The organism is Aquimarina sp. AD10 (assembly GCF_003443715.1).
In the GTDB taxonomy this organism is placed as follows: Bacteria; Bacteroidota; Bacteroidia; order Flavobacteriales; family Flavobacteriaceae; genus Aquimarina; species Aquimarina aggregata.
In genome coordinates this window covers 3260434-3276884 of sequence record NZ_CP031965.1, presented here as the reverse complement: position 1 = coordinate 3276884, position 16451 = coordinate 3260434, and the positions used below count along the sequence as shown (strand labels likewise).

Genomic DNA, 16451 nt, shown 5'->3' with positions numbered 1-16451 from the left:
ATTAGTCTTTTACAATTTGTTTTGGGCTACCTTTTTCGTCAATTTCCCATACATTAAAGACCCCATCACCATCAAAATCTACAACTGCGGTTGCTCTAGCTTTAAAATTAGAAACAGATGCCTCGATAATTTCATAACTATAATTTGCAGTGCCACCATTTTTAACTGTAGCAGGGGCTTCATAATTAATTTCTGTAAAATCAATAGAATACTTAGAATTCAAATACCTGTACTGAGTCTCCATATTACTTATGGTTTTCAACTGTATTTTGGCCTCCTGTGCTTTGGTCTGTGCAATTAAGGGTAAAAAATTTGGTAGCGCAATCAATAGTAATATTCCTATAATTGCTAGTACCAATAACATTTCCTGAAGATTAAAAGCTTTGAGCCTATATATCTTAGCATTCATAACTAGTGTTTTAATAAATTTTTTGGAGGAAGCGGTTGACAAAAGTATACTTTTTTGATTTACTATTAGTTACAATTGGCAGACAAATGTTACCCTAAATATGGTTGATTTTTTAAGAGTATTAGTATTTATAGTGTTTTACAAGGTTTATAAAAAGATAACTTCAGAAACGATAATCATCAAGTAGACCAAAAAATAAAGGTATTAATGGTTTTCTTTATGGATAATTTATAAAAATAGACAGATCATACGAGTTTTATAGTTTCTTTAAACTTTTGATACGTGTTTTTATTTGTACATTAGCCTAACCTCAAAATTTTAGAATATGTCAGAGTTTTGGCTTTATGTCAAATTAGGTTTTAGTCATGTATTAGATTGGAATGCATACGACCACATTTTATTTTTAATTGTGCTTACTGTAGGTTATACCTTCGATCAGTGGAAAAAGGTTTTGATACTCGTTACGATCTTTACCTTAGGGCACACCATCTCTTTAATACTTGGAACATACAATGTTGTATCTGTAAATTCACGATTAGTAGAGTTTTTGATTCCTGTTACAATACTAGTAACCGCGATATTTAATGTGCTGTCTTCTAAGGGAGGTTCCAGAAATGGAAAAATGGGAATTCTATATGCAACAACATTGTTTTTTGGTCTTATACACGGTTTAGGTTTTTCAAGTTATTTTAAGGCAATAAGCAGTAATGTGAGCTCAAAGATTTTACCTTTAATCGAGTTTGCATTAGGGGTTGAATTGTCTCAAATAGTTGTGGTTTTTATAGTGATTTTTATAAGTTTTATCATGCAAACATTTTTTAGATTTTCTAAACGAGATTGGATTTTAGTTATCTCATCTGTTGTAATAGGAATGGTGATCCCAATGCTTATTGCAAATAAAATTTGGTAATTAAGTGAGCTTTAGAGTTGTATTTGCCACATGGTAATAATATATTCGTATTTTGATTGTTATGAGAATACAAGTCATTCTATTTTATGCCTAAAAAGAAACAACTTAAGTACGATAAGGCCTATCTAAGGATAGCAGCCGAATGGGGGAAATTATCACATTGTGAACGAAAAAAAGTTGGAGCGGTTATTGTTAAAGATAGAATGATTATTTCGGATGGCTTTAACGGGACCCCAACGGGTTTTGAAAACCCATGCGAAGACGAAGAAGGATATACAAAGTGGTACGTGTTACATGCAGAAGCTAATGCTATCTCTAAAGTAGCTTCATCTACGCAGTCATGCAAAGGAGCAACATTATACATCACGTTATCACCATGTAAGGAGTGTAGTAAATTGATTCATCAAGCCGGAATAAAACGGATAGTGTATCAAACAGGATATAAAGATGACTCTGGATTAGCATTTCTTGCTAAAGCTGGAGTAGAAATAGAACAGATTACGGATTTAGAACAGTAAATGGGATATTCGAAAAAATACTTGCCTTTATTTTTAGGATTGGCGGTTGGAGCAGGAGTGTTTTTGGGTAGTAAATTAGATTTTAATAACCCTTCAGCAAAACTATTTTCTTCAAATGCCAAAAAGGAAAAACTTAACCGTCTTATCGATTATATAGATTATGAATATGTAGATGATATTAATACCGATAGTATTGTAGAAGTAACAGTAAATAGGATTTTAGAAAACTTAGATCCTCATTCGGTATACATTCCACCAGAAGAACTAGAAGGCATTACAGAAAGTATGCAAGGTGATTTTATTGGGATTGGCGTTACATACTATTCCTTTAGAGACTCTATTTCTGTTATTAATACGATCAAAGGTGGTCCAAGCGAACGATCTGGTATAAAGGCTGGGGACAGAATATTAATGGCAGATAATGATACTTTGTATGGCGAAAGTCTAGAAAGAGAAGGGTTGGCTAATAAATTAAAAGGAGAACTTAATAGTCAAGTTCAGCTTAAAGTCTATCGTAAAGGAGAAGGTGTTTTTGATGTTGTAGTAAAACGAGGCAGAGTGCCTTTGCAAAGTGTAGATGCAGCGTATTTATTAGAAGATAAGCTAGGATATATAAAGATTAATAGATTTGCAGAGACAACATATAAAGAATTTAAAATAGCGTTAGATTCTCTAAAAGATAAGGGAGCTAATAGCATGATTGTAGATTTAAGAGATAATGGCGGTGGCTTTATCGCACCAGCATTAAGAATGGCAGATGAATTCTTAGAGGATGATGTGCTCATTATGTTTACCAAAAATAAGAAAGGGGCAATAGACAATAATTTTGCTACCAGTGATGGAGATTTTGAGGAAGGTAAAGTCTATGTGCTTCTTAATGAAAACTCAGCTTCTGCTAGTGAAATTTTTGCAGGAGCAATTCAAGATAATGACAGAGGTCTTATAGTAGGTAGACGATCCTATGGTAAAGGATTAGTGCAAAGAGAAATGGCATTAGGAGATGGTAGTGCCGTGAGATTAACAATTTCTAGATATTATACGCCAACAGGGCGATCTATACAAAAACCATATGAAAATGGTAATAAAGAGTATTTTAATGAATATTTAGAGCGATATAAGAACGGAGAGTTGCAAAGTGCGGATAGTATTCAAGTAGCAGATTCTTTAAAATTTAAAACACCTGGTGGAAAAACAGTTTACGGAGGTGGAGGTATAATTCCTGATCTTTTTGTAAGTAAAGATACAACAAGAGTTGGTGAGACACTTAATTATCTGCTTCGTACTGGGCGAATGGGACGTTATGTGTTTGAAGAATTAGATAAAAAAAGAGTATTTTATAACAGCGTATCTCAAGAAGAATTTGATGAAAAAATCACTATAGATGATGAATTTGCAGAAGGCTTTTTAGCGTATGCAAAAAGAATAGGGATTGATATTAGATTAAGTAATTATCAAGAACAACTTAAGAAATACTTAAAAGCCACAATGGCACAGCAGCTATTTGGTACAGATGTGTTTGAGAAAATTTTAAATGAAGACGATGCAATGATTAATAAAGTATTATCAATATATAAAGAAGAGTAATAACCGGCCAATTATAAGGCTAAATAGGTGTAAGCCCCATAGTATGAAAGAATTTATTGAGTATTTGACTGCCATAGCAATTTGCTCGCCACTTTTTTTCTTCATTATAGCAGTTGCCTTTAGACTACTAGATAATAGTGCAGCTATTTTTCTGAAACATGATATTTTGGTAGATACCTCATATGTGTCTGCTGATATTATAAGAGAACATATAAACTCGGGAGATGTAAAGCTTAGAAAATCATTAAAAAGAGCTTTAATTTTCAGAAAACTTCATAATTTATTTATGATTCTTATGGTGATATCGATTCCACCAGTAATTATCGCATGTTTCTTTGTTTTCAAATAAACATAGAACTTTTAAATAGCTATTAGCGCTTCGTGTTTTTTTGTTGAATGCGCCGAGACATTAATAAAATAAGCAATAATATAATAACACATGCAGAAGCCAAAATACCAATAAGAGCTGTTTTACTATCACCGATAAGTAAATTGTCAATTTCTAAATGTGTAGCATTGTAAATTAATAAAACTGTCGCAATTGTAATTAAAGCGTAAATAAAATATTTCAAAATGTTTAATTTAAAGATTTAAAATAATCCTTTAATATTAGTCGCAAATAATTTAACGGCTATCGCCAACAAAATTACTCCAAATATCTTTCTTACCACATTAATTCCTTGTTTTCCTAAGACTTTTTCTATTCTTCCAGAAGCTTTTAATACTACATATACAAAGATAATATTGATGATAATTGCGATTACAATATTAATGGGTTGATATTCTGCTCTCAGGGATAAGATTGAAGTCATAGTACCTGCACCGGCAATTAAAGGAAAAGCTAATGGCACTACAGCTGCAGTTTCTGGAGCATCGTCTTTGTATAATTGGATACCTAAGATCATTTCTATGGCAAGGAAAAAAATGATAAAAGAACCAGCAACAGCAAAAGAATTAACGTCTATTCCTATTAGGCTTAAGATTTCTTTACCTACAAATAAGAAAAGAATCATAATAATGGCAGCAACGATAGATGCTTTTTCACTTTGAATATGTCCTGCTTTTTTACGTAGATCAATAATAATAGGAATACTTCCTACAATATCTATAACGGCAAATAAGATCATACTTGCTGTTAATATTTCTTTAAGGTCGAAGTTCATGTAACGATGGTTTCAGTTTTTTTGTAAATGTAAATAACCTTTATTTAATAAAGGTATTATAAAAAGGTGAATAAATTGTAAAAATTCTCTGGTATAAGAATTATCTTAGCGCCATGTTTCAATTAGGGAAAACTATTATTTCTGAAGATATTATCGAGAAAGATTTTGTCTGTAATCTCTCTGCGTGCAAGGGCGCATGTTGTATTGATGGTGAAGCTGGAGCTCCGCTAGAAGTATCTGAAACCCAAAAGCTAGAAGAGATATATCCTGTAATTAAATCGTATTTGCGAGAAGAAGGTATTGCTGCTATAGAAGAACAAGGAACCTTTGTGAAGACAGAAAATGGAGAGCTTGAAACTCCTTTAATTAATGGGGCTGATTGTGCATATGTTATTTTTGATGAAAAAGGTATAGCTTCATGTGCAATTGAAGAAGCATATAACCAAGGAGATGTAGATTGGAAAAAACCCGTTTCCTGTCATTTATATCCAATACGCGTGCAAGAATATACCGAGTTTTCAGCAGTAAATTATCACAAATGGGAAATATGTGATGATGCGTGTACTTTAGGGAAAGAATTACAGGTGCCCGTGTATAAATTTGTTAAAGACGCTTTGATCCGAAAATTCGGAGAGAATTGGTATTTAGAACTTGAAAAAGTTGCCGAAAATCTAAAAAAATAACTTCACTTTTTAGATTTCCTAGCTTAATTAAAATTTATTTTTAATGTTTTTTTAGTGAAAAACAACAGTTTTAACGTTACGGTTTTGCCGTAAATTGACTTGTTTTGAGGTTTTGTTTTTTTTGTTAAAAAAACACGGTTAGCAGCCGAGAAATAAGAGTTTTTTGAAACAAAACACAGCATAATTGTATTTTTTAAAATAGATGTAAATACCTGACTGACAGTATTTTATAAATGTATTGTTAAGCCTATGTTTTTTTATGGTATTCACTTCGTGTTGAAAACTTTGTTGAAAACGTTTGTTAACTTTTGGTAGAACTTTTACGGTATTTTTTGATCTTTGTTAGTCCATAGCGGAAAGAGAGAAATTGTAAGAAAAACAGCTAAAAAAAATTAAGATGAGCATCGTAGAACCTATTTTGCAAGAAAACAAAGATCGATTCGTGATTTTCCCGATTCAACATCATGATATTTGGGAATGGTATAAAAAATCCGAAGCTAGTTTTTGGACTGCAGAAGAAATTGATTTACATCAGGATCTTACAGATTGGTCTACAAAACTTACAGCAGATGAAAAGTATTTTATCAAACATATTTTAGCATTTTTTGCAGCATCAGATGGAATTGTAAATGAAAATCTTGCAGAAAATTTTGTAAATGAAGTTCAGTATAGTGAAGCAAAATTTTTCTATGGTTTTCAGATCATGATGGAAAACATTCATTCTGAAACGTATTCACTACTTATAGATACTTATGTAAAAGACGAAAAAGAAAAAGATTTACTGTTTAATGCAATTGAAAATTTCCCTGCGATTAAGAAAAAAGCAGATTGGGCTTTAAAATGGATCGATTCTGATTCTTTTGCAGAACGTCTTATAGCATTTGCTGCCGTAGAAGGGATTTTCTTTTCAGGAGCATTTTGTTCTATTTTTTGGCTTAAAAAACGTGGACTAATGCCAGGTTTAACATTTTCTAACGAGTTAATATCTAGAGACGAAGGTGTTCATTGTGACTTTGCAGTACACCTGCATAATAAGCACTTAGTAAACAAAGTGCCAAAAGAAAGAATTCGTGAGATTATTGTAGATGCATTAAATATAGAAAGAGAGTTTATTACCGAATCACTTCCTGCAAGTTTAATAGGTATGAATTCAAAATTAATGACGCAGTATCTAGAATTTGTTACAGATAGATTATTAGTAGAATTAGAATGTGAGAAAGAATACGGAACCGCAAATCCATTCGATTTTATGGATATGATTTCCTTGCAAGGAAAAACTAATTTCTTTGAAAAAAGAGTTTCAGAATATCAAAAAGCTGGAGTACTCAACAAAGATACCGAAGAGAACAAAATAAGTTTTGATGCCGATTTCTAGTTCTTAGAAATTACCTCCAAACATTAATAATATAATCATTCTGAGCTAGTCACAAACATTTCTTCTGTTTTATGAAGATTAGCTCAGTTTGATACAGCTTTTTAAAAGCGAGTTACAACAACAAAAAGGGACGAAAGTCAGAGAATTATATTTGATGTAGTAGGGCTATTCTAATTTAGAATTGTAAAGATTCTGTTTATTAGCTTATTTCTAGTAGATGAAATATGATTTTTTGGGATTCAAATTGTATAATTAGCAACACAAAGTAATTGCATTTTCTTCTAGGGAAGAAAGTTTTAAAAACCAAAAAACGTATGTATGTAGTAAAAAGAGATGGACGTAAAGAACCAATTATGTTCGACAAAATTACCGCAAGGGTAAGAAAATTATGTTATGGGCTTAATCCATTAGTTGACCCAGTAAAGGTTGCGATGAGAGTGATAGAAGGATTGTATGATGGGGTGACAACTAGTGAGTTAGATAATCTTGCAGCAGAAATAGCAGCAACGATGACGATAACACACCCAGATTATGCCAAACTTGCGGCTCGAATTTCAGTCTCAAATTTACACAAGAATACAAAGAAAACTTTCTCAGAAGTAGTAACTGATCTATATGAGTATGTTAATCCGCGAACAGGTAAAAAAGCACCGTTAATCGCAGATGATGTATATGATGTGATTATCAAGAATAAAGAGAAATTAGATTCTACCATTATATATAATCGTGATTTTGGTTATGATTATTTTGGTTTTAAAACATTAGAACGTTCATACTTACTTAAGATAAACGGTAAGATTGCAGAACGTCCGCAACATATGCTTATGCGAGTTTCTATAGGGATTCATCCAAATGATTTGGATGCAGCTATAGAGACCTATGAGTTAATGTCTAAAAAATATTTTACACACGCCACCCCTACACTATTTAACGCTGGAACACCAAAACCACAAATGTCATCTTGTTTTCTTTTAACAATGAAAGATGATAGTATAGATGGTATATACGATACGTTAAAGCAAACGGCTAAGATTTCTCAATCTGCAGGAGGTATAGGGTTATCTATTCATAATGTTCGTGCTACAGGATCATACATAGCAGGAACTAATGGTACATCTAACGGTATTGTACCTATGCTTAGAGTGTATAATGATACAGCTCGTTATGTTGATCAAGGAGGAGGAAAAAGAAAAGGATCCTTTGCAATATATGTAGAACCATGGCATGCAGATATTTTTGACTTCTTAGATCTTAAGAAAAACCATGGTAAAGAAGAAATGCGTGCGCGTGATTTATTTTATGCAATGTGGATTCCTGATTTATTCATGAAACGTGTACAAGATGATGCAGAATGGACATTAATGTGTCCTAACGAATGTCCTGGTTTATTTGATATCCATAGTGATGAATTCGAAGAAGCGTATTTACGTTTTGAATCAGAAGGTAAAGGACGTAGAACTATAAAAGCACGTGAACTTTGGGAGAAAATCTTAGAGTCACAAATTGAGACAGGTACACCGTATATGTTGTATAAAGATGCTGCAAACCGCAAATCTAATCAACAAAATTTAGGAACTATTCGTTCTTCTAATTTATGTACAGAGATCTTAGAATATACAAGCCCTGATGAAGTAGCAGTTTGTAATCTTGCCTCTATAGCATTACCAATGTTTGTGAAAAATGGAGAATTTGATCATAAAGAGCTGTTTAGAATTACAAAACGAGTAACTAAAAACTTAAACAAAGTAATTGATCGTAATTATTACCCGGTAAAAGAAGCCGAAAACTCTAATGTACGTCATCGCCCGATTGGTTTAGGTGTACAAGGTTTAGCAGATACTTTTATACAATTACGTTTACCATTTACAAGTGATGAGGCTAAAAAATTAAATCAAGAGATTTTTGAAACACTTTATTTTGCTGCAGTAACGGCATCTATGGAAGAAGCAAAAGTAGATGGAGCTTACCAGAGTTATGAAGGATCTCCGATATCAAAAGGAGAGTTTCAATACAATTTATGGGGTATAAAAGATGAGGAGTTAAGTGGTCGTTGGGATTGGGCAAAATTGCGTAAGCAAGTGCTTAAAAATGGTGTGCGTAACTCATTATTAGTTGCTCCTATGCCAACAGCATCTACTTCTCAGATATTAGGAAATAACGAAGCTTTTGAGCCATACACAAGCAATATTTATACAAGACGTGTATTATCAGGAGAATTTATAGTAGTTAATAAGCATTTATTAGAGGATTTAGTAAAGTTAGGATTATGGACAGATGATCTTAAAGATGCTATTATGCGTGCAAATGGATCTATCCAAAATATAGACATTATTCCGCAAGATCTTAAAGAGTTATATAAAACTGTTTGGGAGCTAAGTATGAAAGATATTATTGATATGTCACGTCATAGAGGGTATTTTATTGACCAGTCTCAATCATTGAACTTGTTTATGGAAGGTGCAACGATGGCAAAATTAACATCTATGCATTTCTATGCTTGGAAAAGTGGATTGAAAACAGGAATGTACTACCTAAGAACAAAATCTGCCGTTGATGCTATTAAGTTTACACTTAAAAGTGAAAAGAAAGAAGATGTACAACCTGAAAAAGTAGCTGTGGCTGCTGCACAGGTGATGGAAGCGCAAGCAACTGCTAAAGCAGAACCAAAATCAGAGCCAGTTCCTGTAGAAGGAACAGCGCTTTCTCCAGAAGAACTTCGTGCAATTATAGCACAATCAAAAGAAGGCGAAGGAGACGACTGTTTAATGTGTGGATCTTAAGATCCAATTTATAATAGGGAAAAAGGGGAAGTTTTCATAGGAGACTTCCCCTTTTGTGTTTACTGTAAATAGCTTATTTTTACCATCCGATATAATAATCCTGATCTAACCAAGAAGGACATTCTAGTTCATATTTCTCTCTCATAATATGTTCTGCAACACAAAACGCACCTTCAACCCATCCTTGTTGATCAGAGTAGGCTTCTCCCGCAATAAAGATTCTTTCTTCTTTATAAGGATGTCTCATATATGGCATTACTTCCCATACTTTATAATTGTTTTTCCATGCGTGATAACCACCGCCATAAGGGTCTTTTGTCCAATCTTTAAAAGCAGAAGTATACGGATTCGGTATTTCGATAGCTGGACCGTGTAATTCTTTTACTTGACTCATAACTTCGTCTACCATTACCTTACTGGCGTGTTCATAATTTGGATATATTGTATTTTTAGCACGTACAAGTCTTGTTTCTGTAGTCTGGAATTTCTCTCCTTTTTCTAATGCTTGCCAGAAACTTACAGTTCTCATATCATTATAACTGGCTAGAAATAGAGAATGTGAGTTTTTAGGATCAACACCAAAATAATAGCATTGCCTCATAGGTAAATCGGTAATGGATTCACCTGCTTTTGCGCCTAAACCTTTTTCCCACCAAGGATCCTCAAACCCTAGTAATATTTTAAAAGAAGGTTCAGGAGTTACAGAATTCATGTTGTTGTGTAATTTCTGTTGTGTGTCTATATTAAAGAAGAAATTATCTTGGTCTAATAACTCTAAGGAACGTTTGGGCATCCCAAGTATAATGTCTTTTGCTTCTACTTCCCAAGTATCCTTTTTTTCGAGATTATAAAAAGTTAATATGTATTTGTATTCACTCGAATTGTCTGGGTTTTTTCTAAAAGTTTTCAGCCTGTTTTTAATACGTATTTTTCCTCCTTTTTGAATAAAATCATCGGCTAGGCAAGTTAAAACCTGATCGTAACCTCCTTCGATGGTTTTGTATTTTACAGCATCACTGGCAAAGTCACCAACCATATAAGGAAAAGCCTCCGCAGCATTCCAGTTTATGGTATTAGAATAATATCCTCCTGCCTGAGCTAAAAATTCATAACATTCTTGCGAAGAACGATCTTTTAATAAATTCCAGAAGCCAATTTTATAGACAAGCATATTTTCATAGGGACCAGGAAATCGATACACTAGCTTTTGTTTAACCTCGTTCCATACTTCTCTTGCATAAGGGCTTTCTTGAATTTGTTTTAAAGAATATCCGTCTGCTTCAAGTACTTCACTTATAATTTCAGTAAATATATCATCAGAGCTTTTTCCTTTAAATTTATCCTCAACAAAATATCGGGTTTCAAAATGCTCTCCTGTAATTTTTGCTTGAGAAAATCGATTCGCAAAAAAACGTTGTTTCCTTAAATAAAATAAATGATGATTGGCATCACCCATAGGAAAATCAATAGGCTTTAGAGCATATTGAGTAGAAAATACATCTTCGATTAAGGCAGTAACTATTTTTTGCTCTGTCATATAACGCATACCACCCAATTCTCCTACAACATTCATCCCAGGAAGTTTGATAGATTCTAGTCTTCCACCAATTCGATCACTTAGATCAAAAATTCCTACATCCAAGTTTAATTTGTTGCCATTTTTATCTGTACCGTTTAACAAACGATACCCCGAATATAAACCAGAAGCTCCCGCACCTACAATGGCTACATCTAATTTTAGATTTTCTCTTTGTGTAGTCAATAATCTATTGCTTATTTCACCTCTTACAACTGGCCACTGAATTTTGAAAGGAGAGATGTCAAATTTGGTAGTGCCTGTAACAGCTAAATCGGCCAATATTTTTCCAAGTAAGGGTATGAATTTAGCGGCCCAACCACCAGTATATACTATAATATTCTTATTATTATGAACCCACTCAGGAAGGGTGTCAATCATGAGTTCTTTATTGTTATTGTTTAGTGTAATTAAGCAAGTAGATGTAAATTCTGCCTGATCGTTTAATCCAATCATATGCTCTTTTACCCAATTTGAGTTAAGCTGTAAGCTTTTTTCACTAGGTTTTCCTGATCTTTGTGAAGGATCTTTTAAAATGGCGTCCGGAATATCTGGAGCCACTCTAATATAACCTGGGTTGGCCCAGTTTACCTCTGGAAACCCATAAAATAAACTAGTGTTTTGCGGTTCTTGAAAAACGAACCACGTCGGGAGTTTAATATCTTCAGTTTTTTTATAGTAAGCAGAAGACATTTCCCATATATCAACATTTACAGATAATCCAAAATGTTTTAATATGTCATTGATATACGCTCCAGGAGTAATAATTAGTTTTTCGGTACTAAATGATTCATTGGCTGTTGAAACAGTAATTATTCCATCGTTTTTAGATTGTATATCAGTTACTTTTTCATATTCTTTTAATTCGATATTTTTAGAACTATTAGCGATATTAAATAAAGTTCTTAAGGTTGCACCTAGATCAATAATTCCTCCATCTTCTTGAAAGAAACCAAAATAATCTTTGGGTAAATCTTTAAAAGGAAAGTCTTTTTCTATCTCTTTAGCAGTTAACTCTGTAAATGGAATTTTTAATTCCTTCATGACATCTATTGCTGCTTGTATACCACCTTCTTGAGAACTAATTGAAGGGTCACCAAACCATAAGGAACCAACTTTATCGATGAGGATATCTTTAGTTGATTTTTGTAATTTATCCCAATATGGGATAGAGTCTAATGCAAGTTGTGCCATGTACTTTTGTGCATATTGAACTCTAAACTGTCTTGATAGACCCGCAGAACTTCCTTTATCGTTAAAAAAACCAAATTGTTCGAGAACAAGAGTTTTTTTTCCTGAAGTACTTAACTCGGCAGCAGTCGAAAGACCCATAGCTCCTCCACCAATAATAATGATGTCATAGTCTGTTTTCATATAGTTTGATTTTATGTGGTATACTCAAATTTGACATAAAAATTTGAATAAAAATATTTCATCGTATTTCCTGTTTAAGAGTGAAATAATTGGTGTGATAATTTATTTACTCCTTGATTTTTGTTTTATTACCAATTCAAAGAATAAAATGATATCATACATTACGTGATAATAGTATCTTTGATACCATTATTACTTTTATGACATATAGTTAGAATTTTAATTTATGATGAATTGGGAGCAACTTCTGTCTTTAAAACGACAAGGAGATACAAATAAAAGATTACGTAAAGAACAGGATGAAACTCGACTGGGCTTTGAGGTAGATTATGATAGGATTATTTTTTCTTCTGCTTTTAGAAGTTTACAGGATAAAACTCAGGTAATACCGTTATCCAAAACTAGTTTTGTGCATACCAGACTAACGCATAGTTTAGAGGTATCGGTTGTTGGTCGTTCTTTGGGTAGAGTAGTGGGTAAAAAGATTTTAGAAAAGCATCCTCATTTAGATACTATTCATGGGTACCGTTTTAATGATTTTGGAGCCATTGTCGCTGCAGCTGCATTGGCGCATGATATAGGTAACCCACCGTTTGGACATTCTGGAGAGAAAGCCATAGGAGAGTATTTTAAAACCGGTAGCGGAACCCGATACAAAGAACAACTTACAGAAAAACAATATCAAGATCTAATTGATTTTGAAGGAAATGCTAATGGGTTTAAAATTTTAACAGAGTCTAGAGAAGGTATAGAAGGCGGACTCAGACTATCTTATGCCACTTTGGGTGCTTTTATGAAATACCCAAAAGAATCACTGCCTAAAAAGCCAACATCACATATCGCTCACAAAAAATTTGGATATTTTCAGAATGAAAAATCTTTTTTTGATGAAGTAGCAGAAGATGTAGGTTTAGTAAAATATAAGATAGGAGATGAGGTTACTTACAGTCGTCATCCGTTAACGTTTTTGGTTGAAGCAGCAGATGATATATGTTATACCATTATCGATTTTGAAGATGGTATAAATCTTGGATTAATTGATGAAGAGTACGCCTTAGAGTATTTAATCAAATTAGTTAAAGATACGATCAACACATCAAAATATAATAAATTAGCTACTACCGCAGATCGATTAAGTTATTTGCGAGCATTGGCAATTAATACCTTGATACAGGAGGCAGCTAGTGTGTTTGTTGATCATGAAGAACAGATATTATCGGGAGAATTTGATATGGCGCTGATTGATAAGAGTAAATACGAGGCCCAAATTGATGATATTATTAAAATTAGCGTAGATAAAATTTACCAAAGTCAAGAAGTAACAGAAAAGGAAATTGCGGGATATGAGATTCTGGCAACATTACTGGATCGATATTGCGTGGCTACCGATAATTTTAATCAAAACAAGAGCTCAAATTATGATAAACTTATTTTAAGGGCAGAAGGTCAAAATTTTGATTATAAAAATGAAAATTTATATAGTCGCTTAATAAGTATAAGTAATTATGTAGCTAGCCTTACTGATGGAAATGCCTTATTGAAATTTCAGAAAATACGAGGGTTACAATTATAAAAAAACCACCTGCGTTTTCAAGTGGTTTTTTGGTAAATAAAAGATGACTATCTTATAATTTTGTATACGTTTCGATAATAACAATCTCTTCAGATCCTTCGGTTTCGGTATATTCTAATTTTAAAGTGGAAGCGGTTAGTTCAATAATTTTTTCTAAATCTGGAGCAATAATATTATCGATAGTTTCTGTCTTAAGGATATTTCCTGAAACTAAAGACCATGTATAGCCGTCACTTGTGGTAGGCGTACAAATGCCTTCCATTTCGACACCTTCAATAAATGTAGCGCGATTTTCTCCTTGATCATTAACAAATAATTGAGTGGTAAGAAATAAGTCACAGTTATCAAGTGTTACTGCATTACCGTTTTCGGTTTCTGCGGTAATTTTCCAGTTCCCAATAAGATTTGCTTCGGTAATTTCGATTCCAGTTGCTGGGGATTCATCATCGTCACTACAAGAAGTAAATGTAGCAGCAATCAATAGAATAAATAAGCTAAGTTTTTTCATAAAATTGTAATTTAACGATTATTAATTTTTGTTTGTACGCATGTATGTGTCATAACACATGAAAGTGTTACCCTATAAAATTTATTTTAACTATTTGAAATTGTTACAGTTCTGAATAGAGAAGAATATGCGATAAAACCTGATGAAAAATTAAAGGTTTTCGAGAACTACTTTTTGAATTCCTTTGATAGAAATTCCGCAAATTTCATATAGCTCATCTGTTGTACCATGGTGGATGAATTGATCAGGAACCCCTAAAGAAGTGATGTTATTTTTAAATTTATATTGATTAGCAAATTCAATAATGCTGCTTCCAAAACCACCTTTTATCACACCGTCTTCTACCGTTATAATTGTTTGGTATTGTTGTAATATTTTTTGCAAAAGCGTTGTATCTAAGGGTTTTATAAACCCAAAGTGATAGTGTGCAATGTTTTCTTCGATAGTTTCAATAGCTTGAGTAACATTATGAGCTATGGTTCCGGTAGAGATAATGGCAATTTTTGTTCCTTTATTTAGGCAGTTTGCTTTACCAATTTCTAATTTTTGTGGTGAAACTTTCCAATCAATAATATGTCCTCTCCCACGTGGATATCGAATAGCGATAGGATGTTCTAGTCCTAAAGATGCTGTGTAAAGCATGTGCCTTAATTCAATTTCATTAGCAGGTGCAGCTACAATCATATTCGGGATACAACTTAAATATGCAATATCAAAAACACCGTGATGGGTGGCTCCATCTGCTCCAACCAGACCTGCTCGATCTACACAAAAAATAACAGGTAAGTTTTGTAGTGCGACATCATGAATAACTTGATCGTATGCTCTTTGTAAAAATGTTGAATAGATAGTACAAAAAGGAACTAATCCTTGTGTCGCCATCCCTGCGGCTAGAGTAACTGCGTGTTGCTCGGCAATACCTACATCAAAAGCACGATCAGGCATTTCTTGCATCATATATTTTAAAGAGCTTCCTGTAGGCATTGCAGGAGTGATTCCAACAATTTTATCATTTTTTTGAGCAAGTTCTACGAGTGTATGACCAAATACATCCTGAAATTTAGGAGGTAGATCTGTACTGTCTTTTGGAATCAAATCTCCTGTAGAAGCGTTAAATTTACCAGGAGCGTGATACTTTACTTGATTTTCTTCTGCTTGTTTTAAACCTTTTCCTTTGGTGGTAATAATATGTAAAAGTTTAGGGCCTTCTATAGTTTTTAATCTTTCTAGGGTGTTTAGTAAAGAAGAAAGATCGTGCCCATCAATAGGTCCAAAATAATTAAAATTTAAGGCTTCTATTATGTTGTTGGTTCTGGGTTTTACTCCAACTTTTGCTTTAGTAAGGTATTCTTTTAAAGCGCCTACGCTAGGATCAATTCCGATTGCATTATCATTAAGTATGACCAGCATATTGGTGTCTGTTACTCCTGCGTGATTAAGTCCTTCAAAAGCCATTCCACTAGCAATAGATGCATCTCCTATAACAGCTATATGTTGCTTGTTGGTATCTCCTTTAAGTTTAGAAGCTATTGCCATACCAAGAATGGCCGAAATGGATGTGGAAGAATGACCTACTCCAAAAGTATCATATTCACTTTCGCTACGTTTAGGGAAACCACTTAAACCATTTAATTGGCGATTGGTGTGAAATGTTTCTCTTCTTCCGGTAAGAATTTTATGGGGATAGGCTTGATGTCCCACATCCCATACTAAAAGATCATTCGGTGTGTCAAAAATATAGTGTAATGCAATGGTGAGTTCAATAACTCCTAAACTTGCCCCTAGATGCCCTTCTTTTGTGGCAACAATATTAATCACAAAATCTCTTAGTTCTTTTGCTAATAGGGGTAATTGATCATCAGAAAGTTTTCTAAGATCTGATGGGTGTTTTATTTTTGAAAGCAATGATGCAGGCATAAAGCAAAAATACTATTTTGTACTATTCTTTGTGAACTTTTATTTCATTGAAAATAAAAATGATTAATTTACTTGCCTTAC

Annotated in this window: 13 protein-coding genes; 8 read left to right on the top strand and 5 right to left on the bottom strand. The window is 33.3% G+C overall.

Annotated features, from left to right (window positions below; genetic code table 11):
* Position 1: 1 nt before the first annotated feature.
* Positions 2-409 (bottom strand): prepilin-type N-terminal cleavage/methylation domain-containing protein, encoded by a 408-nt coding sequence (locus tag D1816_RS13705; protein ID WP_066317747.1) that lies wholly within the window; start codon positions 407-409, stop codon positions 2-4.
* A gap of 325 nt (positions 410-734) precedes the next feature.
* Here D1816_RS13705 and D1816_RS13700 point away from each other — a divergent pair, with 325 nt between their 5' ends.
* The 4 genes from D1816_RS13700 (at position 735) to D1816_RS13685 (ending at position 3770) form a co-directional block, all read left to right on the top strand.
* Positions 735-1319 (top strand): HupE/UreJ family protein, encoded by a 585-nt coding sequence (locus D1816_RS13700; RefSeq protein ID WP_066317745.1) that lies wholly within the window; start codon positions 735-737, stop codon positions 1317-1319.
* Positions 1320-1405: 86 nt separating this feature from the next.
* On the top strand, positions 1406-1837 hold the full coding sequence (locus D1816_RS13695; protein ID WP_066317744.1) for a dCMP deaminase family protein: 432 nt from the start codon (positions 1406-1408) through the stop codon (positions 1835-1837).
* Entirely contained in the window at positions 1838-3421 is a 1584-nt protein-coding gene (locus D1816_RS13690; RefSeq protein WP_066317742.1) for a S41 family peptidase, read from the top strand.
* A gap of 43 nt (positions 3422-3464) precedes the next feature.
* Positions 3465-3770, top strand: a complete 306-nt coding sequence (locus D1816_RS13685) for a hypothetical protein (RefSeq protein ID WP_066317735.1) — start codon at positions 3465-3467, stop codon at positions 3768-3770.
* Positions 3771-4011: 241 nt separating this feature from the next.
* On the opposite strand, the gene D1816_RS13675 is transcribed toward D1816_RS13685, so the two are convergent.
* The gene (locus D1816_RS13675) at positions 4012-4584 is read right to left on the bottom strand and encodes a MarC family protein (protein WP_066317732.1); all 573 of its coding nucleotides are present in this window, start codon (positions 4582-4584) and stop codon (positions 4012-4014) included.
* A gap of 113 nt (positions 4585-4697) precedes the next feature.
* Here D1816_RS13675 and D1816_RS13670 point away from each other — a divergent pair, with 113 nt between their 5' ends.
* From D1816_RS13670 to D1816_RS13660, 3 genes are all read left to right on the top strand, one after another.
* A complete protein-coding gene (locus tag D1816_RS13670) occupies positions 4698-5267 on the top strand; it encodes a DUF3109 family protein (RefSeq protein WP_066317730.1) in 570 nt (189 codons plus the stop codon).
* A gap of 397 nt (positions 5268-5664) precedes the next feature.
* The gene (locus D1816_RS13665; RefSeq protein ID WP_066317728.1) at positions 5665-6642 is read left to right on the top strand and encodes a ribonucleotide-diphosphate reductase subunit beta; all 978 of its coding nucleotides are present in this window, start codon (positions 5665-5667) and stop codon (positions 6640-6642) included.
* 314 nt (positions 6643-6956) lie between these two features.
* Positions 6957-9422, top strand: coding sequence for a ribonucleoside-diphosphate reductase subunit alpha (locus D1816_RS13660; protein ID WP_066317726.1), 2466 nt, complete (start codon positions 6957-6959; stop codon positions 9420-9422).
* Positions 9423-9501: 79 nt separating this feature from the next.
* Here D1816_RS13660 and D1816_RS26115 read toward each other — a convergent pair whose 3' ends face one another.
* Positions 9502-12372 carry an FAD-dependent oxidoreductase gene (locus D1816_RS26115; protein WP_233565230.1) on the bottom strand — a complete coding sequence of 957 codons (2871 nt, stop codon included), beginning with the start codon at positions 12370-12372 and terminating at the stop codon, positions 9502-9504.
* A gap of 229 nt (positions 12373-12601) precedes the next feature.
* Here D1816_RS26115 and D1816_RS13645 point away from each other — a divergent pair, with 229 nt between their 5' ends.
* Entirely contained in the window at positions 12602-13945 is a 1344-nt protein-coding gene (locus D1816_RS13645; RefSeq protein WP_118503502.1) for a deoxyguanosinetriphosphate triphosphohydrolase, read from the top strand.
* Positions 13946-13997: 52 nt separating this feature from the next.
* On the opposite strand, the gene D1816_RS13640 is transcribed toward D1816_RS13645, so the two are convergent.
* Together D1816_RS13640 and dxs are read right to left on the bottom strand one after the other, a co-directional pair.
* Positions 13998-14453 carry a lipocalin family protein gene (locus tag D1816_RS13640; RefSeq protein WP_118503500.1) on the bottom strand — a complete coding sequence of 152 codons (456 nt, stop codon included), beginning with the start codon at positions 14451-14453 and terminating at the stop codon, positions 13998-14000.
* Positions 14454-14603: 150 nt separating this feature from the next.
* A complete protein-coding gene (gene dxs / locus D1816_RS13635; protein WP_118503498.1) occupies positions 14604-16370 on the bottom strand; it encodes a 1-deoxy-D-xylulose-5-phosphate synthase in 1767 nt (588 codons plus the stop codon).
* Positions 16371-16451 lie beyond the last annotated feature (81 nt).